The 26,968-nt window shown below is 59.9% G+C and carries 30 protein-coding genes and 1 tRNA gene; 16 read left to right on the forward strand and 15 right to left on the reverse strand.

From position 1 onward, the window contains the following. The first annotated feature begins 133 nt into the window (after positions 1–133). From AACV02_RS22230 to AACV02_RS22260, 7 genes are all read left to right on the forward strand, one after another. Positions 134–388 (forward strand): YkgJ family cysteine cluster protein, encoded by a 255-nt coding sequence (locus AACV02_RS22230; RefSeq protein ID WP_083357231.1) that lies wholly within the window; start codon positions 134–136, stop codon positions 386–388. Positions 389–429: 41 nt separating this feature from the next. Beyond that, positions 430–1,035, forward strand: coding sequence for an START domain-containing protein (locus AACV02_RS22235; RefSeq protein WP_106576195.1), 606 nt, complete (start codon positions 430–432; stop codon positions 1,033–1,035). 103 nt (positions 1,036–1,138) lie between these two features. Continuing rightward, positions 1,139–1,375, forward strand: a complete 237-nt coding sequence (locus AACV02_RS22240; RefSeq protein WP_106576196.1) for a hypothetical protein — start codon at positions 1,139–1,141, stop codon at positions 1,373–1,375. A 213-nt stretch (positions 1,376–1,588) separates the two neighbouring features. After that, positions 1,589–1,930 (forward strand): ribonuclease E inhibitor RraB, encoded by a 342-nt coding sequence (locus AACV02_RS22245; protein ID WP_003193463.1) that lies wholly within the window; start codon positions 1,589–1,591, stop codon positions 1,928–1,930. A gap of 483 nt (positions 1,931–2,413) precedes the next feature. Next, the gene (locus tag AACV02_RS22250) at positions 2,414–3,823 is read left to right on the forward strand and encodes a circularly permuted type 2 ATP-grasp protein (protein WP_119742038.1); all 1,410 of its coding nucleotides are present in this window, start codon (positions 2,414–2,416) and stop codon (positions 3,821–3,823) included. Positions 3,824–3,827: 4 nt separating this feature from the next. Continuing rightward, on the forward strand, positions 3,828–4,778 hold the full coding sequence (locus AACV02_RS22255; RefSeq protein WP_119742040.1) for an alpha-E domain-containing protein: 951 nt from the start codon (positions 3,828–3,830) through the stop codon (positions 4,776–4,778). Then, positions 4,775–5,578 carry a transglutaminase family protein gene (locus tag AACV02_RS22260; RefSeq protein ID WP_119742042.1) on the forward strand — a complete coding sequence of 268 codons (804 nt, stop codon included), beginning with the start codon at positions 4,775–4,777 and terminating at the stop codon, positions 5,576–5,578. Before AACV02_RS22255 ends, AACV02_RS22260 begins: the two co-directional genes overlap by 4 nt. Positions 5,579–5,723: 145 nt before the next feature. On the opposite strand, the gene AACV02_RS22265 is transcribed toward AACV02_RS22260, so the two are convergent. Further along, the gene (locus AACV02_RS22265; protein ID WP_119742817.1) at positions 5,724–6,530 is read right to left on the reverse strand and encodes a c-type cytochrome; all 807 of its coding nucleotides are present in this window, start codon (positions 6,528–6,530) and stop codon (positions 5,724–5,726) included. Between the two features lie 647 nt (positions 6,531–7,177). Between AACV02_RS22265 and AACV02_RS22270 the strand changes: the two genes are divergently transcribed. The 3 genes from AACV02_RS22270 (at position 7,178) to AACV02_RS22280 (ending at position 11,491) form a co-directional block, all read left to right on the forward strand. Then, entirely contained in the window at positions 7,178–8,383 is a 1,206-nt protein-coding gene (locus AACV02_RS22270) for an acetyl-CoA C-acetyltransferase (protein ID WP_119742044.1), read from the forward strand. 16 nt (positions 8,384–8,399) lie between these two features. Continuing rightward, a complete protein-coding gene (locus AACV02_RS22275; protein ID WP_119742046.1) occupies positions 8,400–10,547 on the forward strand; it encodes a 3-hydroxyacyl-CoA dehydrogenase NAD-binding domain-containing protein in 2,148 nt (715 codons plus the stop codon). A gap of 215 nt (positions 10,548–10,762) precedes the next feature. Continuing rightward, complete coding sequence (locus tag AACV02_RS22280) at positions 10,763–11,491, forward strand: amidotransferase (RefSeq protein ID WP_119742048.1); 729 nt, start codon at positions 10,763–10,765, stop codon at positions 11,489–11,491. A 38-nt stretch (positions 11,492–11,529) separates the two neighbouring features. Here the strand turns inward: AACV02_RS22280 and AACV02_RS22285 are convergent, their stop codons facing one another. From AACV02_RS22285 to AACV02_RS22295, 3 genes are all read right to left on the reverse strand, one after another. Next, positions 11,530–12,501 carry a magnesium and cobalt transport protein CorA gene (locus tag AACV02_RS22285; RefSeq protein WP_058420797.1) on the reverse strand — a complete coding sequence of 324 codons (972 nt, stop codon included), beginning with the start codon at positions 12,499–12,501 and terminating at the stop codon, positions 11,530–11,532. Positions 12,502–12,637: 136 nt separating this feature from the next. After that, positions 12,638–13,378 (reverse strand): lysophospholipid acyltransferase family protein, encoded by a 741-nt coding sequence (locus AACV02_RS22290; RefSeq protein WP_119742050.1) that lies wholly within the window; start codon positions 13,376–13,378, stop codon positions 12,638–12,640. Between the two features lie 213 nt (positions 13,379–13,591). Next, positions 13,592–14,284, reverse strand: coding sequence for a crotonase/enoyl-CoA hydratase family protein (locus AACV02_RS22295; RefSeq protein WP_119742052.1), 693 nt, complete (start codon positions 14,282–14,284; stop codon positions 13,592–13,594). A 336-nt stretch (positions 14,285–14,620) separates the two neighbouring features. Between AACV02_RS22295 and AACV02_RS22300 the strand changes: the two genes are divergently transcribed. Beyond that, positions 14,621–14,710, forward strand: a tRNA-Ser gene (locus AACV02_RS22300). Between the two features lie 299 nt (positions 14,711–15,009). Then, the gene (locus tag AACV02_RS22305; RefSeq protein WP_119742054.1) at positions 15,010–15,378 is read left to right on the forward strand and encodes a hypothetical protein; all 369 of its coding nucleotides are present in this window, start codon (positions 15,010–15,012) and stop codon (positions 15,376–15,378) included. Between the two features lie 255 nt (positions 15,379–15,633). On the opposite strand, the gene AACV02_RS22310 is transcribed toward AACV02_RS22305, so the two are convergent. The 8 genes from AACV02_RS22310 to AACV02_RS22345 form a co-directional block, all read right to left on the reverse strand. After that, positions 15,634–16,008 carry a c-type cytochrome gene (locus tag AACV02_RS22310; RefSeq protein WP_177410066.1) on the reverse strand — a complete coding sequence of 125 codons (375 nt, stop codon included), beginning with the start codon at positions 16,006–16,008 and terminating at the stop codon, positions 15,634–15,636. A 192-nt stretch (positions 16,009–16,200) separates the two neighbouring features. Then, on the reverse strand, positions 16,201–16,470 hold the full coding sequence (locus AACV02_RS22315) for a short-chain dehydrogenase (RefSeq protein WP_106576259.1): 270 nt from the start codon (positions 16,468–16,470) through the stop codon (positions 16,201–16,203). A gap of 222 nt (positions 16,471–16,692) precedes the next feature. After that, the gene (locus tag AACV02_RS22320; protein ID WP_119742056.1) at positions 16,693–17,733 is read right to left on the reverse strand and encodes a DMT family transporter; all 1,041 of its coding nucleotides are present in this window, start codon (positions 17,731–17,733) and stop codon (positions 16,693–16,695) included. A 68-nt stretch (positions 17,734–17,801) separates the two neighbouring features. Then, positions 17,802–18,137: a hypothetical protein gene (locus AACV02_RS22325; protein ID WP_106576263.1), complete on the reverse strand. Its 336-nt coding sequence runs from the start codon at positions 18,135–18,137 to the stop codon at positions 17,802–17,804. Between the two features lie 100 nt (positions 18,138–18,237). Then, positions 18,238–18,591 carry a gamma-glutamylcyclotransferase family protein gene (locus AACV02_RS22330; protein ID WP_106576264.1) on the reverse strand — a complete coding sequence of 118 codons (354 nt, stop codon included), beginning with the start codon at positions 18,589–18,591 and terminating at the stop codon, positions 18,238–18,240. A 9-nt stretch (positions 18,592–18,600) separates the two neighbouring features. Further along, positions 18,601–19,260 (reverse strand): M24 family metallopeptidase, encoded by a 660-nt coding sequence (locus AACV02_RS22335; protein ID WP_119742058.1) that lies wholly within the window; start codon positions 19,258–19,260, stop codon positions 18,601–18,603. 207 nt (positions 19,261–19,467) lie between these two features. Continuing rightward, positions 19,468–20,046: a DUF4337 domain-containing protein gene (locus AACV02_RS22340; RefSeq protein ID WP_119742060.1), complete on the reverse strand. Its 579-nt coding sequence runs from the start codon at positions 20,044–20,046 to the stop codon at positions 19,468–19,470. A gap of 54 nt (positions 20,047–20,100) precedes the next feature. Continuing rightward, positions 20,101–20,985: a LysR family transcriptional regulator gene (locus AACV02_RS22345; protein WP_119742062.1), complete on the reverse strand. Its 885-nt coding sequence runs from the start codon at positions 20,983–20,985 to the stop codon at positions 20,101–20,103. Between the two features lie 92 nt (positions 20,986–21,077). Between AACV02_RS22345 and AACV02_RS22350 the strand changes: the two genes are divergently transcribed. Then, positions 21,078–22,046: an NAD-dependent epimerase/dehydratase family protein gene (locus AACV02_RS22350; protein WP_119742064.1), complete on the forward strand. Its 969-nt coding sequence runs from the start codon at positions 21,078–21,080 to the stop codon at positions 22,044–22,046. Here AACV02_RS22350 and AACV02_RS22355 read toward each other — a convergent pair. Both AACV02_RS22355 and AACV02_RS22360 read right to left on the reverse strand, forming a co-directional pair. Further along, positions 22,033–22,389, reverse strand: coding sequence for a DUF2784 domain-containing protein (locus tag AACV02_RS22355; protein WP_119742067.1), 357 nt, complete (start codon positions 22,387–22,389; stop codon positions 22,033–22,035). The two genes, AACV02_RS22350 and AACV02_RS22355, sit on opposite strands and share 14 nt — an antisense overlap. 30 nt (positions 22,390–22,419) lie before the next feature. Beyond that, positions 22,420–23,316: a LysR family transcriptional regulator gene (locus tag AACV02_RS22360; RefSeq protein ID WP_119742069.1), complete on the reverse strand. Its 897-nt coding sequence runs from the start codon at positions 23,314–23,316 to the stop codon at positions 22,420–22,422. Positions 23,317–23,413: 97 nt separating this feature from the next. On the opposite strand from AACV02_RS22360, the gene AACV02_RS22365 reads away from it, so the two are divergent. Both AACV02_RS22365 and AACV02_RS22370 read left to right on the forward strand, forming a co-directional pair. Continuing rightward, the gene (locus AACV02_RS22365) at positions 23,414–24,262 is read left to right on the forward strand and encodes an oxidoreductase (RefSeq protein WP_119742071.1); all 849 of its coding nucleotides are present in this window, start codon (positions 23,414–23,416) and stop codon (positions 24,260–24,262) included. A 104-nt stretch (positions 24,263–24,366) separates the two neighbouring features. Beyond that, on the forward strand, positions 24,367–25,056 hold the full coding sequence (locus AACV02_RS22370) for an HAD-IA family hydrolase (protein ID WP_106576275.1): 690 nt from the start codon (positions 24,367–24,369) through the stop codon (positions 25,054–25,056). Between the two features lie 109 nt (positions 25,057–25,165). Here AACV02_RS22370 and AACV02_RS22375 read toward each other — a convergent pair whose 3' ends face one another. Continuing rightward, complete coding sequence (locus AACV02_RS22375) at positions 25,166–25,912, reverse strand: 3-oxoacyl-ACP reductase family protein (RefSeq protein ID WP_106576276.1); 747 nt, start codon at positions 25,910–25,912, stop codon at positions 25,166–25,168. 106 nt (positions 25,913–26,018) lie between these two features. On the opposite strand from AACV02_RS22375, the gene AACV02_RS22380 reads away from it, so the two are divergent. Then, entirely contained in the window at positions 26,019–26,942 is a 924-nt protein-coding gene (locus tag AACV02_RS22380; RefSeq protein WP_119742073.1) for a LysR family transcriptional regulator, read from the forward strand. The last annotated feature ends 26 nt before the right edge of the window (positions 26,943–26,968 follow it).

Genomic DNA, 26,968 nt, shown 5'->3' on the forward strand with positions numbered 1-26,968 from the left:
CGACCATCTGTCGCAGACTGGTCAGTCACTTTTGTTTTGTGCGAAAAACCCCTGTTAGACCATTTTAAAACGGCTGTTTAAGGGCGTACTCTAGCCCGGCCATCCACATTGAGTCGTCGAGGACCTGTTGGTCATGAAATGCCGTGAAGGCTGTGGCGCATGCTGCATTGCCCCCTCCATCAGTTCGCCATTGCCGGGAATGCCTCACGGCAAACCCGCGGGCGAACGCTGCCTGCACCTGTCGGTCGAACAGCTATGCCTGCTGTTCGGCCAACCGGAACGCCCAGCGGTGTGCAGTGATTTCAAGGCAGATCTGGATGTCTGTGGCAACGACCAGGCCGATGCGATCCGGTTGATCGGCTGGTGGGAGCAGATGACGGCGGCTTGATGGGCTTTACTATCGGAACTTCGACAATAAGGAATACAACAATGGGTTCGCTGAAACGAGTGGCTGTGTTGTGCGGTTTTACGGTGTTGTTCGCTGCCACGGCGCAGGCTGAGGACTGGCAGGTCGCCAAGGACGAGGACGGTATCAAGGTGTCCCTGAGCGAAATTGCCGGCTCCAAATACAAGGCCTACCGCGGTGTGACGCTGATCAAGGCGCCTGTCGCCAAGATCCAGGCCCTGCAGGAAGACGTGGCCGGCGCCTGCTCCTGGATCCACGAATGCAAATCGCAAAAACTGCTCAAGACCGAAGGCGACAAGAGCTGGACCTACACCCAGTTCAAGGCACCGTTCCCGGTGACCGACCGCGATTCGATCCTCGAAATCACCACGTCCAAGGCCGCCGATGGCACCGTGACCCGCAAATTGCTGGAAGTGCCGACTTACCAGCCGGAAGTAAAAGGTTACGTGCGCGTTGCCCAGGTAGACGGCTACTGGAAGCTTGTGCCAAAAGGCGACAACCAGACCGAAGTGACCTACCAGGTGCACACCGAACCAGGCGGCAGCGTGCCATCGTGGCTGGCCAACAAGTTTGTGGTGGACGCGCCGTTCAACACCTTGAAAGCCTTGAAAGAACACGCTGAAAAATAAGTGTCATTAATCAGGTGCCTCCTGACTTGAGTGGAACGTTTGCCGAGCCCTCAAGGTCCAGATAGTTGTAAGCCCACACACGGGTTTTATCGAGGAGGCACCGATGCAAAAGTGGCAGATTACCTTCGTTGATGATCACGGCGTTCAGTCCGTCGAGCAGTTCAGCTGCGACCAGAAGCCCAGCCTCGAAGACGCGGCACACATGATTCGTAACAAGCTGGTGCCAGTGGCCGCCGAACTTGACCTGAACGATTTGGAAGGGCGCAAACCCGAGCCTACGGTCAAGATTCTGAAAGACCAGAACAGTATTCAAATCCTCGACATTTCGCCCGCCGCCTGAACATTGCCTGTATGCCCTTCAAGCGCCTCTGGTGGAGGTGATAGCTTCGCGCTACTCTGCAACCGAGATCAGCGAATGAATCGCTAAGGTCTGGTCTTGTCAGCTACATGCTTGTTTTCCCGCGGTGTCGTTAATGCCGTAGCACCCGCGCCAGCAGGGCGCGGTCTTCGGGAAGCACGGAAAGTCTATCCATCAGTTTGAGGAGGACGTTTCATGAGCACAGCCTATCAAGAAGACATCAGCACCAACGTACTGCGCCGCATGAAAGAAGGCGGTTTCGACTTCTCACGGTTTCACCCCATCGAGTTCTACGCCATTTTCCCGGATGAGGAACGGGCGCGCAGGGCTGCGGGTCGATTTCGTGGGGAATCCCTGAATGCCCAGGTCAGCGCGCGCGATGATGGCGCCTGGTACCTGGAACTGAGCAAAATCATGTTCGCCACCTACGACGGCATAGGAGACTTCGAGCAAGACTTTGAAGCAGTGGTCGAGCCTTTGGGCGGGATCATCGAGGGATGGGGCGTCAAGCAGGAGGTGCGTGGGTTACCCATGTAGCGGCATTCGATGAGCAACACAGCGTATCGGCTGACCCTTGGGTCGGCCGATTTTGTTTGTGCACGCCTCACAACCGCATCCTCAATATAGCCACCCACTACGAGCCTGGCCTGCCGCCGATAGCGTCTTTAACGTCGCGATCGCCGGCAAGCCGGGCTCTTGGCTTTCTACCGCGCAAAAAAAACCACCCAAACAGGGTGGCCTAAAGGGAAGAGCGGTTCGCTGACATCTCAGGAAACATCCTGGTCAGCCGGTGTGGGGATTATCCGCAAGCGTGACCGGGCAGTGAAATCAACTCTGACTATGCTGTTGATAGTCAAAGCCCGCATTGCGATGAAGCGTGGTACAGGACAGCGGGCGTTCTACGCACCAGGACGGTGCGCGCGAAACCCGTAGGTTATTCAACTCACTGATTTCTAAGTGTTTATGCCGCTGGCACGGGCCTTGCGACGGTTCTCGCGCCCGGGTGACAAGGAGTACGGCATGATCCGCACTTATTACGATGAAATGTACGACGGGGCAGGGCAGGTCCGCCCCCATTACCGCGAGTTCGCCCGCTGGTTAGCTGAAACCCCCGCCGAACTGCTGGCCCAGCGCCGGCGTGAAGCCGATTTGCTGTTTCACCGCGCCGGGATCACCTTCACCCTTTACGGGGACGAGCAGGGCACCGAGCGCCTGATTCCTTTCGACACCATCCCGCGCAGCATTCCGGCGAGTGAGTGGCGGATTGTCGAGCGCGGCTGCATTCAACGGGTCAAGGCGCTGAACCTGTTTCTCGCCGACCTCTACCACGAGCAACGCATCATCAAGGCCGGAATCATCCCCGCCGAACAGGTGCTGGCCAACGAGCAGTACCAGTTGGCCATGCAGGGCCTGGACCTGCACCGCGGTCTGTATTCCCACATCTCCGGTGTCGACCTCGTACGCGATGGCGACGGCACTTACTACGTATTGGAAGACAACCTGCGCACACCGAGCGGCGTCAGTTACATGCTCGAAGACCGCAAAATGATGATGCGCCTGTTCCCCGAGTTGTTCGCCGCCCAGCGCATCGCGCCCATCGACCATTACCCCAACCTGTTGCTCGACACGCTGAAAAGCTCGAGCCCCCTGGATAACCCCAGCGTGGTGGTGCTGACCCCGGGGCGCTTTAACAGCGCGTTTTTCGAGCACGCCTTTCTGGCGCGGGAAATGGGTGTGGAACTGGTGGAAGGCGCCGACTTGTTCGTGCGCGACGACCGCGTATTCATGCGCACCACAGACGGCCCCAAGGCCGTGGATGTGATCTACCGTCGCCTCGATGATGCCTTTCTCGACCCACTGGCTTTCAACCCGGACTCCATGCTCGGCGTGCCCGGCCTGCTCGCGGCGTATCGCTCGGGCAATGTGGTGTTGGCCAATGCGATTGGCACCGGGGTGGCGGATGACAAGTCGGTGTATCCCTTCGTCACCGAGATGATCCGTTTTTACCTGGATGAAGAGCCGATTCTGAAGAACGTGCCTACGTTTCAATGCCGTAAGCCCGACGAATTGTCCCACGTGCTGGCCAACCTTCCGGACCTGGTCGTCAAGGAAACCCAAGGTTCCGGCGGCTACGGCATGCTGGTGGGCCCGGCGTCGACAAAAGCGGAAATCGAAGCCTTCCGCGCCCGCATCAAAGCCAAGCCCCATGCCTATATCGCGCAGCCGACGCTGTGTTTATCCACGTGTCCGACCTTTGTCGAAAACGGCATTGCGCCGCGCCATATCGACCTGCGGCCGTTCGTGTTATCCGGCAAGGAAACCCGCGTGGTGCCCGGCGGCTTGACCCGCGTGGCCCTGCGCGAAGGCTCGCTGGTGGTCAATTCGTCCCAGGGCGGCGGCACCAAAGACTCCTGGGTGGTCGAGGACTGATGCCATGTTGAGTAGAACTGCCTCGGATTTGTACTGGATGTCGCGCTACCTGGAACGCGCGGAAAACCTCGCGCGCATGCTTGATGTCAGCTATTCGCTGTCGCTGATGCCTCAGGACGGTCGCGGTGATGGCCTGCACGAATTGGCCATGCCGCTGCTGATCACCGGCACCTTGGAGGATTACCACGAGCACCACGGCGAACTGCATGCCGAGCGCCTGCTGCACTTCTTTGCGTTGGACGCGGCCAACCCGGCGAGCATCTACAGTTGCCTCGGCGCCGCGCGCGCCAGCGCCCATGCAGTGCGTGGGCGAATTACCGCCGACATGTGGGAAAACATCAACGCCACTTGGCTGGATATTCGTGATATCGCCCAGCAAGGGCTGAGCCGCTACGGCATGAGCCGGTTCTGTGAATGGGTCAAGGAGCGGTCGCACCTGTTCCGTGGCGCCACCTACGGCACCATCATGCGTAATGACGCGTTTCGCTTTATTCGGCTCGGCACCTTCATCGAGCGTGCCGACAACACCCTGCGCCTGCTGGATGCGCGCTACGAAATGGCCGGCGACCAAGCCGCTGCGGTCAGCGACGGCACGGCTCATGCCTACTATCAGTGGAGTGCCTTGCTGCGCGCGCTGTCATCGTTTGAGGCTTACACCGAAATCTACCGTGACGCCCCCGGCGCCCGGCAGGTGGCCGAACTGCTGTTGTTGCGCGCCGATGTCCCACGCTCGCTGCGTGCCTGCAGTGAGGAGATCGACCAGATCCTTGCCAGCCTGCCCGGCCTCAATGGCCGCCCGGCCCAGCGCCTGGCCGCCGAGATGGACGCGCGCCTGCGCTTTACGGCCATCGACGAAATTCTCGAGGAAGGCCTGCATGCCTGGCTGACCGACTTCATCCCTTTGGTCCGCCAGTTGGGCGACGCCATCTACAGTTCCTACCTGGAGGCGGCATGAGACTTTCCATCAGCCACGAAACCACTTACCACTACGAAGACATGGTGCGCGCCAGCATCCAGTACCTGCGCCTCACGCCCCACGACAGCGAACGCCAGCACGTGCTCAGCTGGCAGCTCGATCTGCCGCGCCCGGTGCGCGCGCAGGTCGACCCGTTTGGCAACATCCTGCATGTGCTGACCCTTGATGAGCCCCACGACGCCATCATCATCGGCGCGCGTGGCCAAGTGGACATCGATGAGTTGCGCGAGGCTGAGCACGAAAGCCAGTCGGCGTTTCCGTTTCTGCGCAGCACGCGGCTGACTGAGCCGGACGACGCGTTGCGCGGTTTTGCCCACCAGCATTGCCGTCAACGCCGCGACCGCTCTGCGTTGATCGACCTGATGCATGCGCTCAACCAGTCAATGGCCTACACGCCCGGCGCCACTGAAGTCGACACCTGCGCCGCCACGGCGTTTGCGGGGCGCGTAGGCGTGTGCCAGGACCACACTCATGCATTCCTGGCCTGCGCGCGCAGCCTGGGCATTCCAGCGCGATATGTGTCGGGGTATTTGTACACCGAAGACAGCACGCACCTGGCCAGCCACGCCTGGGCCGAAGCCTGGCTGGATGACGCGTGGTACAGCTTTGATGTGACCAACCAATTGGCGCGGCCCGAGCGACATTTAAAGTTGGCGGTGGGCCTGGATTACCTGGATGCCTGCCCGGTACGCGGCATGCGCCGAGGCGGCGGGCATGAGCAGATGCACGCCAAGGTGTTCGTGGCGCCGACGCCGGTGATTCTGGTGCAGCAGCAGTAATCTTCAAAACGAAGCAGATTAAAGGTGGGAGCTGGCTGGCCTGCTAAAGCGGCGGGTCAGCTGTAAATGGGTTACTGACCGACCGCCATCGCAGGCCAGCCAGCTCCCGCAGTGAGCGGTGGTGTTTTCAGAGTCTTTGCCAGGCTCAAGGCTGCTGCTTACGCCCCGCCATATGCTTCAAATACCCCACCAGCAAATCCAGCTCACCGTCCGGCAACACACTGGCCGCGAACGCTGGCATCTTCGCCTGGGGCCAATGCCGCAGGCTCTGCGGGTCACGGATATAACGCTTGAGGAAATCCCCGCTGAAATATTCCGTAGGGTTGTAGGGAATATTCAGGTCCGGCCCCACCTGCGCATCGCCGGCGCCGTTGAGGCGGTGACAGGCCAGGCAGTTTTTCTGGAACACCGCAAACCCCTGGTTGATCGGGTCATTCGCGGCGAGTTTCGGGTCAGGCAACAACGCCGGAAAACGCTCGGCCACCGTCTTCAATTGCTTGATCCCGGAGATCTGGAAAGGCCACTGCTCAGGGCTGATGTTGCCGGCTTGCGGGTCGGTCCACACCAGATAGAACGGCCCGGCACTCGGCTTGCCTTCGGCGAGCGCGGGCCAAGGATGAGCCGGGTCTTCCACCGCCAGCCAGGCACGGGCACCGTGTTTTTGCAGCAATGGCGCCGCCGTCAGCTCGGCGGCGAACCCGTCGAGGGCGACGGCTTGCAGATGATTTTCCGGCGAGAGGCCGGGCAACAGAGCCGCCAGCGGCACCGCGCGATAAGTCATCTCGCGCTTGTAGGAAACGTCATCGACGATATGCACCGTCTGCGCATCCGGATGCTTGAGCAGATCTTCGGTCTGCCAGGTTTTGCTGGCGTGGTCCAAGTCGATGGTCAACTGGGCAGCCGCAGCGGGAAGGGCCAACAGCGCGGTGAGAAAGGCGAGGATCAGTTTCAAGTGTGAGCCCGGTTTGAAGTGGCGATAGCGCCCACGATACCGGAAATCGGCACGCAAAAAGACAGCCCCTGCAACAGGACCGCTATACGCAATGTCCCGGCAGGTGCTGCCAAACGCTGCAGTCCTGATGCAATGTGTGCACGGAATGTGAGGATCGAGTCGTCACCCAATAACCTTGGTTAAATTGGGCAAGATCAGAATCAGTGTGGTGGCGAACAGAATAAGTCCCGCCTGACGTACTTTCGAATGTTTGAACATGGCTGACTGCCTTTTGTTGTTATTCCTGAGCGTCAAATGCGTGCCGGTCAATTTCAGTATCGCAACGTGACGTGTCGCTTTTCTTACAGCTGCTCCAGCAAAACCCGGCAGCAACTTCTTACTGATTGAACCTTAGAGCCCTCGTTCTGCGTGGCTTAGATCCATTTAATATCAGCTAATCAGCATTTCTACTTAAAAAGGCATGAGGCATATCGCCATCTTGGCGCCAATGCCTTGGCTAGACCGCTAAAACGATTAACCCGCGCTTTCCCATAGCACCCTACCGTTCGTCCGAGCGTGAGGGTCAAAAGCAATGAGCGCATCCGTCATTGAAACCGTGTCAATCGGGCCTAAGGTAGGGGCACACACGCACTGCGTTCGAGGATGTCATGACCCAAGCTTTGATCTTTGATGCGATACGCACGCCCCGGGGCAAAGGCAAGGCCGACGGCGCCCTGCATAGCGTCAAGCCGGTAAACCTGGTGGCGGGTCTGCTCACCGCGCTGGCACAGCGCAGCGACCTCGACACACGCCAGGTGGACGACATCGTGCTCGGTTGCGTTACCCCGGTGGGCGACCAGGGCGCCGACATCGCCAAGACCGCCGCACTGGTGGCGGACTGGGACATCAGCGTCGCTGGCGTACAAATCAACCGTTTCTGTGCTTCGGGCCTTGAAGCGGTGAACCTGGGCGCGATGAAAGTGCGTTCCGGCTTTGAGGACCTGGTGGTGGTCGGCGGCGTCGAATCCATGTCGCGTGTGCCCATGGGCAGCGATGGCGGCGCCTGGGTGCTCGATCCGCAGACGAACATGCACAGTCACTTCACACCTCAAGGCATCGGCGCGGACTTGATCGCGACCCTGGAAGGCTTCACTCGCCAGGACGTCGACGCCTTCGCCCTACATTCCCAGCAGAAAGCGGCCAGGGCGCGTGCGGACGGTTCTTTCAACAAGTCGCTGATCGCGGTGCAGGACCAAAACGGCATCGTGCTGCTGGACCATGACGAGTTCATTCGCGGCGACTCCAGCCTTGAAGGCCTCGGCAAGCTCAAGCCGAGCTTCGAGATGATGGGCCAGATGGGCTTCGATGCCACCGCCTTGCGCGTCTACAGCCATGTGGAACGCATCCATCACGTGCACACGCCAGGTAACAGTTCCGGCATCGTCGACGGCGCCGCGCTGATGTTGATCGGCTCCGAGGCCAAAGGCCGCGAACTGGGCTTGCAACCGCGGGCGCGCATCGTCGCCACGGCGGTCACCAGCACCGACCCGACCATCATGCTCACCGGCCCGGCCCCGGCCACGCGCAAAGCCCTGGCCAAGGCCGGTTTGCGCGTGGAAGACATCGACCTGTTCGAGGTCAACGAGGCGTTTGCCTCGGTCGTCCTCAAGTTCATCAAAGACATGGGCATCGACGCTGCGCGGGTCAACGTCAACGGCGGCTCCATTGCCATGGGCCACCCGCTCGGCGCCACGGGCTGCGCGATCCTCGGCACCCTGCTCGACGAACTGGAAGTGCGCCAGCAGCGCTACGGCCTGGCCACCCTGTGTGTCGGCGGTGGCATGGGCATCGCCACCATCCTCGAACGCCTCTGAGCCCAAGGAACCTGTCATGACCGACGCCATTCGTTACGAAAAAGGCCAGGACCAGATCGTGGTGCTGACCCTCGACATGCCCGGCCAGAGCGCCAACACCATGAACGGCGTGTACCGCGAGGCCATGGCGGCCACAGTCGCGCGCCTGGAAGCAGAAAAGGACGGCATCGCCGGGGTGGTGATCACCTCGGCGAAGAAAACCTTTTTTGCCGGCGGTGACCTCAATGAATTGATCAAAGTCGACAAGGCCCACGCCACGGAATTTTACGACGGCGTGGTGGTGTTGAAGGCCCAACTGCGCCGTCTGGAAACCCTCGGCAGGCCAGTGGTGGCCGCCATCAACGGTGCGGCGTTGGGCGGCGGCTGGGAGATTTGCCTGGCGTGCCATTACCGTGTTGCGCTGGACGACAACGCGACACAACTTGGCCTGCCCGAAGTCACCTTGGGCTTGCTGCCGGGCGGCGGCGGGGTAGTGCGCATGGTGCGCATGCTGGGGTTGGAAAAGGCCCTGCCGTATTTGCTGGAAGGCAAGAAAGTGCGGCCGCAGCAGGCGCTGCAAGCCGGGTTGATCAATGCGCTGGCGAGGGATCGCGATGAGTTGCTGGCCAAATCCCGCGCCTGGATTCTGGCCAATCCCGAGGCCAGGCAACCGTGGGACAACAAGGCTTATCAGATCCCGGGCGGCACGCCGTCGAACCCGAAAGTGGCGCAAATGCTGGCGATTGCGCCGTCGATTTTGCGCAGCAAAACCCATGGCTGCTTCCCGGCCCCGGAGAAAATCCTCTGCGCCGCCGTGGAGGGCGCCCAAGTGGATTTCGACACGGCGCACCTGATCGAAACGCGCTACTTCACCGAACTCGTCACCGGCCAGGTGGCGAAAAACATGATCGGTACCTTTTGGTTCCAGCTTAATGAAATCAACGCCGGCAGCTCACGGCCACAAGGTTTTGCGCCGCACGTCACGCGCAAAGTCGGCGTACTGGGCGCGGGGATGATGGGCGCGGGCATCGCCTATGTCAGCGCCAGTGCGGGCATCGAAGTGGTGCTCAAGGACATCAGCCTGGCCGCGGCGGAAAAGGGCAAGGCGCATTCGGCTGCGCTGCTGGACAAGAAGATCAGCCGTGGGCAACTGACCGCCGAACAGCGCGACGTCACCCTTGCGCGGATCCATCCTACGCAAGACGACGCCGACCTGGCCGGCTGCGACCTGATCATCGAAGCGGTGTTCGAAGACCGTGAACTCAAGGCCAAGGTCTCGGCCGCCGCGCAACGTGTGGTCGGCAGCGACGCGGTCATCGCCTCCAACACCTCGACCTTGCCCATCAGCGGCCTGGCCAACGCCGTGCCCGATCAAGGCAAGTTCATGGGTCTGCATTTTTTCAGTCCGGTCGACAAGATGCCGCTGGTGGAAATCATCAAGGGCGCCCACACCCGCGACGAAACCCTGGCCCGAGGTTTTGATTTCGTTCTGCAAATCAAGAAAACGCCGATCGTGGTCAACGACAGTCGTGGTTTTTTCACCTCGCGGGTGTTCGGCACCTTCACCAACGAAGGCATTGCCATGCTCGGCGAAGGCGTGGCCGCGCCGATGATCGAAACCGAAGCGCGCAAGGCCGGCATGCCGGTGGGGCCGTTGGCGGTGTCGGATGAGGTGTCGCTGAGCTTGATGAGCCACATCCGCCAGCAAACCGCGAAAGATCTACAGGCTGAAGGCAAGGCGCCGCCGACGCATCCCGCGACCCAGGTGATCGACCTGTTGGTGAATGAGTACAAACGCGCGGGCAAGGCGGCGGGCGGTGGTTTTTACGACTACCCCCAAGGGGCGCAGAAACACCTGTGGCCGGAGCTGAAAGCGCGCTTTGAACAGCCCGACAACCAAATTTCGCCACAGGATGTGCGCGACCGTTTGCTGTTTATCCAGGCCATCGAAACCGTGCGTTGTGTGGAGGAGGGCGTGTTGAGGTCGACGGCTGACGCCAACGTCGGCTCAATCTTCGGCATTGGCTTTGCCGCGTGGAGCGGCGGCGCGCTGCAGTTTATCAACCAGTACGGCCTGAACGACTTTATCGCCCGGGCGCGCTACCTGGCCGAGCAGTATGGGGAGCGCTTCTCGCCCCCGGCTCTGCTGCTGGAAAAAGCAGCGCAGGGAGACATATTCGCCTGACCGAAACGCCCTATCCTGAATCATGGAAAACCAAGGTGGGAGCCGGCTTGTCCGCGATACCAGTGTGTCAGCCAATGCAGATTTCGGCCGATATAACGCCATCGCAGGCAAGCCCGCTCCCACATTGAGGCACTTGGCGAGACTTGCTTTGCAGGGGTGTTTCAAGGCAGGCTCTGGGGTGTGCATTATTCCCATCACCGTGTCAGGTATTTTTTATGTCGCTACGCGTCTGTATCCTGGAAACCGATATCCTGCGTCCAGGCTTGATCGATCAATACCAAGGGTACGGGCAGATGTTCAAGCGCCTGTTCTCCCAGCAGCCGATCGCTGCCGAGTTTGTGGTGTACAACGTGGTTCAGGGTGAATACCCGCCGGATGACGAGGCGTTTGACGCCTACCTGATCACCGGCAGCAAGGCCGATTCCTTTGGCACCGACCCGTGGATCCAGACCCTCAAAATCTACCTGCTTGAACGCTATGAACGCGGCGACAAGTTGCTGGGCGTGTGCTTCGGCCACCAATTGCTCGCGCTGCTGTTGGGCGGCAAGACGGAGCGCGCCAGCAAGGGCTGGGGCATGGGCATCCACGACTACAAGCTCAATGCCAAGGCGCCGTGGATGAGCCCGGTGGTGGAAGAGCTGACCTTGTTGATCAGCCATCAGGATCAGGTCACCAGCCTGCCGGAAAACGCTACCGTGATTGCCTCCAGCGATTTCTGCCCGTACGCCGCTTACCACATTGAAGACCAGGTGCTGTGTTTCCAGGGCCACCCGGAATTCATCCACGATTATTCCCGCGAGCTGCTGGAAATTCTTCAGACAACGTTGGGCGAAAAGATCTACACCAACGGCGTGGCCAGTCTGGCGCGTGACCACCACGGCGCAACCGTGGCGGAATGGATGATGCGTTTTGTGGCGCACAAGCCAGAAGCCGACGTGGCCTGAATCACGCTTGAGGCGGGGGCCGGCTCGCCGGCGTTGATTTACAACCAGCCCGACCGCTTGAAGCTGGCCCACAAACTGGTGCAGCCCACCGCAATAAACCCGAGCACCGCAAAGTAGCCGTAATGCCATTGCAGCTCGGGCATGTTCTGGAAGTTCATCCCATAAATCCCCGCCACTGCGGTGGGGAACGCCAGGATCGCCGCCCACGCGGCGAACTTGCGCTGCACCACGCTCTGGCGCGACGCTTCGAGCAATACACCAATCTCAATCGTCTGGCTGGCGATATCGCGCAAGGTGGTGAGGTCTTCCATCTGCCGTGTTACGTGGATCTGCACGTCACGAAAATATGGGCGCATGTTCTTGTCGATAAACGGGAAGCTCAGCTTTTGCAGTTCCTGACTGATCTCCACCATCGGCGCCACGTAGCGTTTAAGCCGCAGCACGTCGCGGCGCAGGCCGTGGAGGTTCTGGATATCACGCTCGCTCAGCGAGCTGCACAGCACATTGCGCTCCAGCTCATCAATTTCGGCGTGGATCGCTTCGCTCACCGGCTGGTAATTCTCGGTGACGAAATCCAGCAGCGCATAGAGTACGAAATCTTCCCCGTGCTCCAGCAACAGCGGCCGCGCCTCACAGCGCTGGCGCACAAAGCCGTAGGACGCCGAGTGGCCGTTGCGGGCGGTGATGATGTAGCCGTTGCCGGCAAAAATATGGGTTTCGATAAACTCCAGCTTGCCGTTCTCGCGCACCGGTGAGTAGGTGACGATAAACAGCGCATCACCGAAGGTTTCAAGCTTGGGGCGGCTGTGTTTTTCGAGGGCGTCTTCGATGGCCAGTTCGTGCAGGTTGAACTGGCGTTGCAGGTTGGCCAGCTCTTGAGCGCTGGGCTCTTCCAGGCCGATCCACACAAAGTGATCGGGCTTGGCGGCCCAGGCTGCGCCTTCATCGAGGGTGATATCAGTGACTTTCTTTCCGGCGCTGTAGACGGCCGCCGCAACAACTCTACCCATGGTGCTGATCGCTTCTTATTGGGAGGACAGGTGTTGGGCAGCTTAGCGTGAATGGCGTTCCCTTGTTGCTCATGCAGACACGCTTTTTGTGGCGAGCACGCTTACTTGTGCGCAGGTGCAACGTGCCTGCAAAAAATCACAAAGGCGCGGGTGCCCAAGCGGTCTGCAGTTCGCGGTCCATCTGTGCAATACACGCATCCATCTGCTTCTGACACGCCTGCATCAACGCCGGGATGTCATCCGAAGTCAGTCCTACGGTAGGAATCGGCGGCAGCGAGCGTATGAGCACATCACCGCTGTCCCAGCGATTAAGCTGCATGTGCGTGACGTAGTTGCTGACACACACCTGCACGATGGGCACACCCGCCGCAATCGCCATATGAAACGCGCCTTTCTTGAACGGCAGCAGCCCTTTGCCCAAGTTGCGTGTACCTTCCGGGAACACCCAGATCGATGTGTCTTCATGCTGCAAAGTGCGCGTCGTGGTGAGCATCGCACGCCGCGCCTTGTGCGCGTTGCCCCGGTCGATCAGCACATTGCCCGCCAACCAGAACAACTGGCCGAACAGCGGCACCCATTTCAGGCTTTTTTTGGCAATGCACACCGTGCGATGCGGCACCACCGTGCCCAGCACAAACAGGTCGTAGTTGGACTGATGGTTGGCGATGATCACGCACGTGCCGGGCTTATTACGCAGCGAGTCAACGTCCGCCCTCACGTTCAGTCGCAATATCCACATCGCAGGCAACCCATACAGGCGAGCGCACAAGCGACTGTTATCCGGGTTGAACGGCCGACAGATACCCAGCAGTACGCCCAGCACACCGGAAACCATAAAGTGCAGGCCCATCAACAACATACGTAACAGAAAAAGCATCGACACGGCCCATCGGGACAAAAGGTGGCGCAGTGTACGGATGTGCACTGTATTCGGCAATTGCCCCTACAGACGTAGGAGATAGGCGATGTTTAAGCACATGTTTCAACGTGTGCCGGCAACGCCCAGCTAGAGCGGTTTAAGAAGTGTCCGCTTTTTTTGTAAGAAAAAGCCCGACTCAAGGTCGGGCTTTGGCACAACTTGGGTAAGGCATCAGATCAGGTTATGGCCCTGATCCTGAATGATCGCGTCATCCAAGGCTTCCAGCAGTGCCTTGCGCACCTTCAACTTGGTGTGCTTATGGGCGTTCATGTTGATCTTCTTCAATTGGCGCGCCGCTTCCAGGGCCGCCGCGTGCAACTCTTCTGGCGCAACCACTTTATCCAGGAAGCCGGCTCCCAAGGCACCTTGCGGGTCAAACATTTCGGCATTGATGACCGACCGGTGAAACGCCGACTTGCGCAGACGATCCCGCGCCAACTCGATACCGGCGTGGTGCATGGTCATGCCGATCGCCACTTCATTCAGGCCAATGCTGAACGGGCCTTCCACACCAATGCGGTAATCGGCCGACAACAGCAGGAATGCACCTTTGGCCACCGCGTGCCCAGGGCACGCCACAATCACCGGGAACGGGTGCGACAGCAGGCGACGCGCCAACGTCGAGCCCGACGTCACCAGGCTGATGGCCTCTTTAGGTCCGGCCGTCATTACCTTCAAATCATAACCGCCCGACAGAATCCCCGGCGTGCCGGTGATGATCACCACCGCGCGATCCTTCTCGGCCTGATCCAGTGCCGCATTAAACTCACTGACCACCGCCGGAGAAATGGCATTCACCTTGCCGTTGCTCAAGGTCAGGGTCGCGATACCGTCTTCGAGGTGGTAGGCAATCAACTCACTCATGACGCGGTTCCTTGTAGGATTTGTTATAGATAGGCTGTTTATAGAAGCGCATGCGCAGACGTTACCCACCACGCCCGCCCCGGTAAAGCGCCGTGACTGACTACCCAGTCAGACTTTTCCCGCATCCCCAAGGGTAGACGGCCCGGAGCAGGGCGCAGCAGCCCCACCAAACGCGTACCGCCGACGCCCGAGAATGGCAGATTCACCGTCACTCGCTGGGTGGGTAACGGCATAACCGTCTAAGCGCATGAAAATTCTGAAAAAAACCTTTGCCATCAGAAAGGCTTTCGACTACATTAGCGCGCCTCGACAGACTGAACTGGTTTGACGAGATACGGTGAAGTGTCCGAGTGGCTTAAGGAGCACGCCTGGAAAGTGTGTATACAAGAAATTGTATCGAGAGTTCGAATCTCTCCTTCACCGCCACATTAAGTAAACACAGACCCCTGATTTTCCTAGAGAAAGTCGGGGGTTTGTGGTTTCTGGTGTCTGGAAATTATCTCCATGGGACGGGTGTGCTAGGTGGGTACATAAGTACAGCCAATAACTGAATTGGCAGGGCCGATCCATCTGCCGCTGACGACTTTGTCTATGTGTGACTGATCCCACCCAAGCGGCTATTCAGCTATCACAAGTCAGCGGCGTTCAGTCCTCAGTGCCCTTGCCCCCGGTGCGTCGTAAACCTACAACTACACTTTGTGCATCGAGCACTCTCAGGACAGCGCATGGATATCACAATTCATCGCAAGAAAGGCCTGTTTGATAGCGCTTATGGTCAAGCTATTGCGCTGGCAATCTTGTTTGACGGTAAGGTCGAAGGGCGCCTGGAAACGGGTGAAACATTATCTCTAGTCCTTCCGGATGCTTGCGGGACGTTGCAAGTCGGTCTGCTTGACCCCGCAAATTCGCCTTATGTAGGAAGCATGTCTGGTGCGCTCATATCGATCAGCAATGCTCAGAGCCTTACCCCGGGGCAAGCCGTTCAGGCTTTTTCGGTACGAACTCGCAAATGGGTGTTTTTTGATGTGCTGGGTTTGGCGGGCATAGCACCCTTTAAGCGCTGGGCGCTGGCGCTTGAGATAGATCGAAGTTAGAACGCTTCTGACAAACTGCAATTGACGGCAGTAGACCTTGGCCATGCGCCGCTTCGATTTGTAAACGGCAGGCCGTTATCAGCAAGGCGATAAAAGAACTTTATAGTGGCTGAACGCTGAATTCGAATAAGGCCGCTTATTTGATACAGGCCCTCACACGCTCGCTCGGTGAGAGAGCTTGTTTTGCGAGAGTTATCCCCATCTACTTGGCAAATGACAAAGTAATTGATACTTGGATTGCTGTTTAAAAAAACATCATTTTTTTAAAATAGCGCCACTCATATATTGATTCAAATCGCGAAAATCATTAACCGTCCAGGCATGGGGCGGCACCTTCACACCATTGTCCCGCAACGTTCTCGGAATCAAGTCTCCATTCGGCCGAAGTATTACCGACGATACAATAACGCCCGGATAATCACTCAGTCGTTTCTTGAAAGCAGGCGTTGTCAAATCAGGCGTAGGCGGATTGCTCTTATGCGCTAATGGTCCTGTTCCCTTGATATCAGCGCCGTGGCACATGGCGCATCGCTGTAAGAACAGGTTTTTCCCATTGGTATTTTCCGCGAAGGAGAGGGGTGTTTGAATGAGCGATAACATTCCCAGCGTAGCGATGAACACTATTTTCATTTTTATAAGGTCTTGTTGTTTGAGTCAGGGCTGAATCGAGGGGAATCCCGCAGGTGCCATTGCAGCTCAGTGTATAGGCGAGCCCTTGAATTCTAAAGCGAGGGACATGGCGTCAAATACGAGGCAAACAAAACCCCCAGGTTTCTGCAGAGACCTGGGGGTTGTGGAGTTTGAAAGCGTAGCGTTCTTAGATCATGCGCGCGGCATGTCCATCCGCCGCGCAATGACATCCAGCAAGTCGCACCCGTCTCGCAGCGGAATTGAGCAGAGCAACGCAAAATCGCTGAGCACCACTGCATCACTACTTATCTCACTACGTAGTGCAAGGTTCTCAAGCACTTGGGTGACGGCCTGCAGCCGATAACTCGCGGCGTCGAGGAGTACTTCCAGCGGTGCAGTGGTATCGACAAAAAGTGCCGGTGTGGCGCTGTCGTTGCTGGTAAGGGCCATGTATTGGTTCATGAGTGACTCCATTAAGACAAAGATAAATAACCACGACGCTTTTTCACCCGCTACGGCCAAAAACGGCCGTTGCCTGGCATAGCGTTGTTTGCATTCCGTCTTGTAGTCGAGTCGCCAAACCCGGCCGCTCACACAGCGACCGAGCGACTATAAGGTTGGTCTTTGAAAAACAGGAGCGAGCTGCTTCCGAATGGGCTGTAGGACGTTGCTCAAATCGGTGCCTCAATGCCGATGCCGATGATGCACATCCGGAAAGTGCGCATGGCTATGCTTCATCACGCTGTGAACATGCACGTGACTATGTGGCTGCGCCGGGTCCCACTCGAACCCATGCTCATGCTGATGATGCTCATCATGCACGTGCCGATGCCCGTGTTCCGTCGCGTCATGCAGATGTTCGTGCGCATGCCGCTCTGTCAGGTGCAACCACACGCCCACGGCCATCAGCGCCGACGCAATCCAGAACGCCACCGTCACCGACTCCCCGAATGCCAACAGGGCAACCGCCGCCCCAAGGAACGGCGCCGTCGAGAAGTACGCTCCGGTGCGCGCACTGCCCAGCCCGCGCAAGGCCAGGACAAACATGACCAGGCTGATGCCGTACCCGAAAAACCCCACCAGCAAGATCGGCGCCAGCTGCGCCACACCCGGCATCTGCGCCCCGAGGTACAGCGCGAGGCTGCAGTTCACCGCCCCGGCAATCAAACCTTTGGCGCCGGCGATGAACAATGCGTCCGCCGCAGACACCTTGCGCGTCAGGTTGTTATCGATGCCCCAGCACAAACAGGCGACTGCAACGGCCACCGGCCCGAGCCAATCGTGGCTGGCGCCGCCGGCGTCGGACCAGGACAGCACCATGCCGCCCAGCACAATGGCGATCATCCCGAACACAATGCGCCGGTCGGCATTTTCTCTGAACACCCGCCAGGCGATGACGGCGGTCAACACCGATTCAAGGTTGAGCATCAGCGAGGCGGTCGTGCCGGCGGTGCGGGTCAGGCCGAACATCAGTGCCACCGGCCCGAGGATACCGCCGAACGCGATGGCGCCGATCAGCCACGGCCATTCCGCCGGGGTGAGCCCGGTGGGTTTCCAGCCATGATCACGGATCAGGCGCACGCCTGCGAGGCCGACGCCGCTGCCGAGGTAGAGCAGGCCGGCGAGCAGTATGGGCGAGAGGCCCAGGCCGAGGGTTTTGGCGAGCGGGGTGCTGGCGCCGAACAGCGCGGCAGCGGCGAGTGCGTAAAAGATACTGAGGTTCATGGGCCGTCCTCGAAGGTCTGGCCCATGATACGTCGCTTGTCGGGCTCAAGGCCCTGACAACTTCCTGCTTATTGCGCGGTTTTCAGCTTGATCACATCACCGGAGATTTTGGTGGTGTAACCGCTCAGTACCCAGGCCCAGAACCAGTTTTCCTGCACTTGGGTGTTGATCAGCGCGTCGCCGCCTTTGGCCTTGATGGCCGCAGTCTGGGCGCGCACGAAGCGGCTGTTCTGGCCGATCGGGATGACGCCGAACAACATGATGCCGGTAGCGCTGGCTTCACTGTGGCCCAAAACGGTGTATTGGCTGCTGTCGTACTGCGGGGATTTGATGGCGGTGCCGGTGCAGCCTGCGAGGGTAAAACCGAGAACAGCTGCTGCAACCACTTTACTGACGTACTTCACTGTGTAACTCCATGGACTGACCCTCGAGATTCAATTCTCGAGGGGGCGCCACTTTAATCTGCACAGTGGCAGATTGAAATCAATTGCCCTTAATTTCATCTCAGGCTTGCACGTAGACCCACGCTGTCAGGCCCGAAGCCAATGCCACTGACACACGCTTGTAGTCCGACACCTCGTAGGCATCGGCTGCCGCCAGTTCCTGCTCGTTGATCTGAAACACCATGCCTTCAACGCTGGCAGCCTGTTCTTCGGTCGGCGCGACAATCGGGTGGTGCGTCTTGCCGCTGGTGGCTAGCACTTCGGGGTCGGTGATTTCGACCCAGCTTTGCGAATAGCCGAGCATCGCGTCGTGCTGGCCGACCAGTTCCCGGCCAAAGTTGGCCAGTTGCACGGCCTTGTCTTGCAAGGTGCCGTAGGAAAACAACAGCACGGGGAATTGGGTGGAGTGTTCCATGGGTATTCCTTAAGCGAGTAGGTCTTCGTAAAAAGCGCCGTAGGGCTTGCTCGGGTGGGCAATCTGAATTTCCAGGATCCACAGCCCGGCGTTCGGGCAATGCTCGAAATCCCCCAGGTCGCCGCCACGGTGGATCGCGTGAGGAAAGTCGCTGACGCGGTGGCCCTTGATGTCCAGGTTCAGTTGCCAGCCCATGGCCTTGGCGTGTTCCTCGGCGTAGCGGTACAGCTCAAGGCCTACGACCTGGTCATTTTTCCAGCGCGATTGTACGCGGTCGAACAGTACGTTGGCGGCGCTGGCGCAGGCGATCATTTCAGGGTCGTTGCCGGTGGTGAAGGTAGCGCCGGCGTCACCTTCGTGGCCTTGCCAGACGGCGCCCATGTCGATAAAGAAGATATCGTTTTCACCCAGCACCGGGTCGCCGTCCGAGCGCTGGTTGAAAGCCTTGAGGGTATTGGCGCCAAACCGTACCAGCAGCGGATGCCAGATGCGTTGCATGTCGAGCTCGGCGAGCACCTGTTTGCCCAGCTCACGCGCTTGGGATTCAAGCATGCCGGGGCGAATGCGTTGGGCGAGGTGGTCGATGGCTTGCCACGTCATGGCCTGGGCGTAGCGCATGGAGTCGATACTGTAGGCGGCGCCCACGGCTTCTTTGGGTTGTGCAGTCACCGGTTTCCCCTCGCATTGAACAGCATCAGGCGTTATGCGTTTTACTATATAGCGATGTGATGGCTGAACCCAACTCCGAAAACACCGCAGAGCCCATGTGGGAGCTGGCTTGCCTGCGACAGCGGTGGCACAGCAAACATTAATGCTGCTTGACCCACCGCCATCGCAGGCAAGCCAGCTCCCACATTTTTGACTGTGATCAGTCTGTCAGAGGTGCAACCACGCCAGGCCACCCAGCACCACGGCGACCCCGCCAGCGGTATAGGACATGCGTTTGAGCCACTCCTTGCGCGTCAGCAACGTAATCGCCGCCAACGAAATCGCGATCTGAATCGCCGTCATCGCCTGCGCCCAACGGTGATGCTGGTGCAGCGCCTCTTCGGATTTCTGATCCCATTCCTTGGAGGTCGCCTCAAGCTTTTCGGCCTGTTTGCGCACGTCTTCCTTCTGGCTCTTGTAACGCTCGATCTCATCCTTGTAATGCGCAGCGTCCACGCCGGGAATATGCGTGGCCAGTTCGGCCAGGTTCTGCCGGCTGGATTTGGCCTGGTAGTAGTTCCACTGGTTGGCGGCTTCGGTCTTGATGATGGCGGCGTTGTTCTTGTCCATCGCCGCTTCGCTTTCGGTGGAGCCGGCCTGGTAGCTGAGCATGGCGCCGAGGGTGGCCATCAGCGCGGTCATCACGGCGATGCGGCTGGCAAAATTGTCACCGCGCCCGTGCGCATGTTCGGTGGTGTGTTCGATGTGTTTTTCGTGGGGGCTGGGGACTTCGAAGGCTTCGGACATGGGGGCGTCTACGAACGGAATGAGGGAGACTGATTCTTTACCAACCAAGCTGTCTCAAGCCTGTACGTAATGCTGCAAACCTGCGACCAGCGCATCAAAGGTCACCCGGCAGCGCGGGCTGTTGCGCAGGTCTTCGTGCATGGTCACCCAGGTGTCCATCTTGAACGCGAAACCTTCAGGCAGCACCCGGTGCAGGCGTGGGTTCTGCTTGGCCAGTTGCACCTGGCAGCCGCCGATACCGGCACCCGCGCGGATCAGCGCCAGTTGCGCCAGGTCACTGTCGCTGCTGATGGCGAAGGCGCTGCGTTCAAAGCCCTTGATGGCCAGGCTGCGGATAAACGCGTTCTCCTGGTCGAAACCGATCACGGAATGGCTGACCAAGTCCTGCATTTGCACAGGGATGCCGTGTGCTTGCAGGTAATCATCGCGGGCGTGCAGGCCTACTTCGATCAAGCCGACACGCCGCGCCAGCAATTGCTCCTGGCTGGGGCGGACCATGCGCACGGCGATGTCGGCTTCCAGTTGCAGCAGGTCGATCAGGCGGTTGGTCAGGATCAGTTCAACCCGCAGGTGCGGGTGCTGGCGGCGCAGCGCGGTGATGATCGGCGGCAGCACTTCCACGCCGATCACTTCACTGGCCGAGACCCGCACCACCCCGCGCACTTCATCGCCTTGAGAAGACGCCGCGCGTTCCAGGGCGGCGGCGGTGCGCTCCATGGTTTCAGCATGGGCGCGCAGGGTGTGCGCCACCGCAGTTGGCAACAGCCCCGTCGGTGAACGGGTAAAAAGCACCACGCCCAGCGCCGTTTCAAGCGCGGCAATGTGCCGACCGACCGTGGGCTGTGTGATGCCAAGCTGCCGTGCGGCCCCCGACAACGAACCTTCCTTGAGTACACCAAGGAACGATCGGTAAAGCTCCCAACCAATATTTGCGGCCATGCATAAATGTATAGCGGCTGGATGCTCTTCGGCAATTTATCTATAGCCACGCTGCACACAAAATGGCCTCACCAACAACGTGGGAGAAGGTCATGAGCAAAGTTCTGGTACTGGGTGCAACGGGCGGGATTGGCGGCGAAGTGGCGCGGCAGATGCGCGCGGCGGGCTGGGAGGTGTGTGCGTTGACCCGTGATGTGGACAAGGCGCGGCGTGAGAACGCGGGCTTTTCCTGGATCAAGGGCGACGCGCTCAATCGTCAGGAAGTCCTCGCTGCCGCCCATGGCTGTGCGGTGATCGTGCATGCGGTCAACCCGCCGGGCTATCGCAATTGGGCTGAATTAGTGATCCCGATGATCGACAACACCGTGGCGGCGGCCATCGCCGAGGGCGCGACCATCGTGTTGCCCGGCACGGTCTACAACTTCGGTCCGGACGCATTTCCCGTGCTGCACGAAGACTCGCCGCAACACCCGCAAACCCGCAAGGGCGCGATCCGGGTGCAATTGGAGCAGCGCTTGGAACAGGCTTCCCGCCAGGGCGCGCGGGTGTTGATCGTGCGGGCCGGGGACTTTTTCGGTGCCCGCGTGGCCAACAACTGGTTTGCCCAAGGCCTGGTCAAACCCGGCAAGCCGGTGCACGCCGTGAGTTATCCGGGCGCGCCGGGTGTGGCGCACCAATGGGCGTACTTGCCGGATGTGGCGCGCACCATGCTCGAGTTGATTGAGCGCCGGGCAAGCCTTGATGCGTTCGCGCGCTTTCATATGGCGGGGCACGTGGACACCGATGGCACGCAGATGACCCGGGCGATCCAGCGTGTGGTGCTGCGCAGGACGGGTCATCAACCCCGCGTAGGCCGCTTCCCGTGGTGGTTGATGAAACTCATCGCGCCCTTTGTCGTCACCGTCCGCGAGATGCTGGAGATGCGTTACCTGTGGCAAACCCCGCTGCTGCTCGATAACAGGCGACTGGTTGCGGCGCTGGGGCAGGAACCGCACACGCCGCTGAAACAAGCGGTGGAAGCCACATTGGCCGACCTTGGCTGCCTGCCTACGCCCGTCTGATCAGGCGCACATACACCGCGATATTGATCAGCAACACCAGCGCGCCAAGCACCAGTTGAATGTTCGGAGTCAGCCCGGCCGGGTAGATCAGCGTGACGATGTAATGCTCGATAAACCTGCCGCCATAACCGTCCTGCCCGGCGAGGTGGCGAAACAGGTTTTCCCAGCGAGTCAGCGGGCAGGGCAGGTGAAACACTTCCACGGCCACGCCCCAGGCGGCAGCGGGCAAGTGCAGCCACATGACTGGCCGCCACTTGAGCGCCAGCAGCCCGCCGAACAGCACGAAGAGGATGAAACACAGGTGAAACAGCACCAGGCTGTCGGCGGCAACGCGATAGAACATGTGTGGGTTCGCTTTTAAGGTGGGCCCGTCTCAGGCGCCGAGTTGTGCTTGCAGGTAGTCGATAAACACGCGCAGTTTTTTCGGCGTATTAGTGCGGTTGAAGTAGTACAAATACAACGCGCTGTGCGTGATCCAGTCGCCCAATACTTCCACCAATTCACCGCTGCGCAAATATGGCTCGACGCTGGAGCGCGCCACATACGCGAAGCCGAAGCCGTCCAGTGCGCCCTTGATCATCAGTTCGATGTCATTGGTGGCCAGCCGGCCTTTGACCGTAACGCGCATCGGCTTGCCGTCTTTTTCGAAATCCCAGCGGTGCATCAAACCGGTCTGGGCACTGCGGTAGTTGACGCAGTCGTGCTCAAGTAAGTCGTGAGGATGGGTCGGGATTTTGCGCCCCTGCAAGTAACCCGGCGTGGCGACGATGACAAAGCGCAGCTGCCGGGCGACCGGTATGACCACCATGTCCTCGGCGAGCACGTGGTCATAGCGGATGCCCGCGTCAAAGCCTTGGGCGACGATATCCACCAGGGCATTGTCCACGGCCACTTCCAGGTTGATCCCCGGGTGCGCGCGCAAGAAACCCTGCAGCAACGGTTGCAGCACCATCCGGCTGGCGGTGGAGGGCACGTTCAGGCGCAGGGTGCCACTGGCCTCGACGGTGGCGGCGGCGACGCTGTGCAGGCTGGTTTCCAGCTCTTCGAGCAGCGGTGTGATTTTTTCCAGCAACTGCGCACCGGCTTCAGTGAGGCTGACACTGCGAGTGGTGCGATTGAGCAGGCGCACGCCCAGCTGTTTTTCCAGGGCGCCGACGCGCTGGCTGACGGTCGACACCGACAGGCTCACCGCATCGGCGGCCTGGGTAAAGCTTCTGGCTTGTGCAACCTGCAGGAACAGGCGCAATTGCTGAAAATCAGGCGTGTCCATTGTGTGGTTTTTCCGAAAGGGTCTTGTGGATTATGCATCTTTTTCACACGAACGCTGGCGCGCATACTTTTTCTACACCCACGAGGAAGGCCCCTTCATGACCGATTCAACTGCAAAACCTGTCTGGTTTATCACCGGTTGTTCCACCGGTTTCGGCCGCCAATTGGCGCTGCACACCTTGAGTCTGGGTTACCCGACGGTGGTCACTGCGCGCAACCCGCAACAGGTACAAGACATTGTTGCCGGGCATGAAGACAAGGCACTGGTACTGGCGCTGGACGTGACAGACCAGGCCCAGGTCGAGGCGGCCGTGCAGGCGGCTCAGGCCCGCTTCGGGCATATCGACGTGTTGGTCAACAATGCCGGTATCGGCTATTTCGGCGCGTTTGAAGAAAGCGACCTGGATGAAGTGCGCCGCATGTTCGAGATCAACGTCTGGGGCCTCAGTGCCATGACCCGTGCCGTGTTGCCGAGCATGCGCGCCCGTCGCTCGGGCACGGTGGTGAATATTTCCTCGGTAGGCGGGATTGCTGCGTTCCCGTCCTTGAGTTTCTACAACGCCACCAAGTTCGCGGTGGAAGGCTTGTCCGAGGCGCTCTCCCAGGAAGTTGCCCCGTTGGGCATCAAGGTGCTGCTGGTCGAGCCGGGCCCCTTCCGGACTGACTGGGCCGGGCGTTCAGCCAATGAGGCGCCTCACGCCATTGATGACTACCGCGACACAGCCGCGGCGCGTACCAGCCGCGTGCGTAACTACAGCGGCAAGCAGCCCGGTGACCCGGTGCGCGCAGCGCATGCCATCGTCAAGGCGGTGGAAGCCGAGCAACCGCCCTTGCGCCTGTTGTTGGGCAAGGCTGCGCTGGGTTTTGCGCGCACCAAGGTCGAGGCGTTGAGTGCTGATTTTGACGCCTGGGCCGCGGTCACTGAGGGCGCGGATTTCCCTGAGTAAGGCCTGAGGGGGAAGGGCTGTGGCGGTCGCAACGGTTGCTTGCAGGCAACCATGACCGTTATTGTGCTGAATCCTTTTAGTCCTTCCCCCAAGGTTCTGTTGTGATGAATGCACCGCGTATTGCAGTCGGTCCAATCAAGGCCGTGATTTTCGATATGGACGGGTTGTTGCTGGACACTGAAGGCATCTACACCGAAGTCACGCAGATCATCGCCGAACGTTACGGTCGCACCTATGACTGGGGGATCAAGCAGCACATCATCGGCCGAGGTGCGCAGGACCTGGCCGACTATGTGGTGAAAGCGTTGGACTTACCGATCACGCCGGCGGAGTTTCTGAAAATTCGCGAACCGCTGATGAGCGAGCGTTTCCCCAAGGCCTTGGGCATGCCCGGCGCCGAAGCGCTGGTGCGGCACTTGAACGCGCATAACATCCCGATTGCGGTGGGCACCAGCTCGTCGCGTCATTCGTTTGGCCACAAAACCACGTTGCACCGCGAATGGTTTGGCCTGTTCGGCACCATCGTCACCGCTGACGACCCGGAAGTCGGCGCCGCCAAACCGTCACCGGATATCTTCCTCACCGCTGCGCGCCGCTTGGGCGTAGCCCCAGAAGATTGCCTGGTGTTCGAAGATTCACCGTTTGGGGTAACGGCCGCAAAAGCGGCCAACATGACGGCCATCGCCGTGCCGGATGAAGCCATGGCCGACAGCAAGTACGCGCATGCCGACCAGATCATCCGCAAACTCGCTGACTTTGACCTGGCCGCCTACGGCCTCCCACCTATGCGCTGACTCAACACCGTCAAAAAATGTGGGCGCTGGCTGGCCTGCGATGGCGACCTTGAGGACACCATCGCAGGCCAGCCAGCGCCCACATTGGGTTGTGCTGTTCTCCAACCCCTTAGGCGCTGAAGCCACCATCGATGGTCAAGCTGGCACCCGTGATATACCCGGCTTCCGGCCCCGCCAGATACGCCACGAAACTGGCAATTTCCTCCACGTGGCCATAACGTCCCACTGCCATCAACCCGATCAATGTTTCGGCAAATTCGCCATTCGCCGGGTTCATATCGGTGTCCACCGGCCCAGGCTGCACGTTGTTAATCGTGATGCCACGCGGCCCCAGGTCCCGCGCCAAGCCCTTGGTCAGCCCCACCAGCGCCGCCTTGCTCATTGCGTACGGCCCGCCGCCGCCGAACGGCATGCGCTCGGCATTGGTGCTGCCGATATTGATCACGCGGCCGCCTTCGCTCATATGTTTGGCCGCTTCCTGCGTGGCAATGAACACGCTGCGCACATTGATCGCCAGGGTCTGGTCGAAGTCTTCCAGCTTGAAGTCTTCCAGTGGCGCGATGGCCAGCACCCCGGCGTTGTTGACCAGGATATCCAGGCGCCCGAAGGCGTCGACGGTGGCGTTGACGGCGGCGCGAATCGCTGTGGCATCGGCGCTGTCGGCCTGTATCGCCAGGGCTTGGCCGCCTGCGCTGATCACGCTGTTTTGCAACGCTTCGGCTTTTGCGGCCGAGCTGACGTAGGTAAAGGCAACGGCTGCGCCCTGCGCGGCCAGGCGTTTGACGATGGCGGCACCGATGCCGCGGGAACCGCCTTGAATCAAGGCGACTTTGCCAGTGAGGTTGTGTGCAGTCATGTCGATCTCCAAGTAGTTGATGGGGTGAGTATCGACCTCGTCCCGCCGCCCCGGTAGACCGTGATTGCTATAGTCTGTGTAAACCAAAAGTTTGCAATGGGGCGATATGGAAAGCTTTGGCAGTATCGAATGTTTTGTGCGCAGCGCCGAAGGCGGCAGCTTTGCCGAGGCCGCCAGGCACTTGAGCCTGACGCCGGCGGCGGTGGGTAAAAGCGTCGCCAAGCTGGAGGCACGCCTGGGTGTGCGGCTGTTCCAGCGCAGCACCCGACGCCTGACCCTGACCGAGGCCGGCAAGCTGTTCCTCGAAGAGGTCAGTGGCAGCCTCACCACCATCCAGAACGCCGTGGCCAACCTGGCCAGCGCCGAAGGGCGGCCGGTGGGCACGCTTAAAGTCAGCATGGGCACGGTGTTCGGCAATCGTTATGTGGTGCCGCTGCTGGCGGAGTTTATGCGGCGCTTTCCGGACATCAGCCCGGATTGGCATTTCGATAACCGTCAGGTCGACCTGATCGGTCAAGGCTTCGACGCTGCCATCGGCGGTGGTTTTGAACTGCCCCAGGGCGTGGTGGCGCGCAAGCTGAGCCCCGCGCATCGAGTGCTGGTGGCCTCGCCGGATTACCTGGCGCGACGCTCGCCGGTGCACGCGCCCGAAGATTTATCGCGGTGCCTGGGCATCCTGATCCGCTCACCGCAAACCGGCCGCGTGCGCACCTGGCAACTCACCGGCCCGGACCGTGAACAACGCCCGCTGGTGCTCAAGCCGCGCATGACCATGAGCGACTCCGAAGCCGCCTGCTGCGCCAGCGCTCAAGGCCTGGGCATTGCGCTGGTGAGCATGCCGATGGCCGTGCCGTTTCTGGACAGCGGTGCGGTGGTGCGGGTGTTGCCCGACTGGTACGTCGACGACGGCAACATCTCCCTGTACTACGCCGAGCACAAACTGCTGCCCGGCAAGACCCGGGTGTTTGTGGATTTCATCATTGAGCAGTTTGCCGAGCAGCAACTGGGGCGACGGTTCAGCGCCATTTGATCACGGCGGCCTACCGAGGCGCGGCC

Source organism: Pseudomonas sp. Larv2_ips, from assembly GCF_963879675.1.
Lineage (GTDB): Bacteria > Pseudomonadota > Gammaproteobacteria > Pseudomonadales > Pseudomonadaceae > Aquipseudomonas.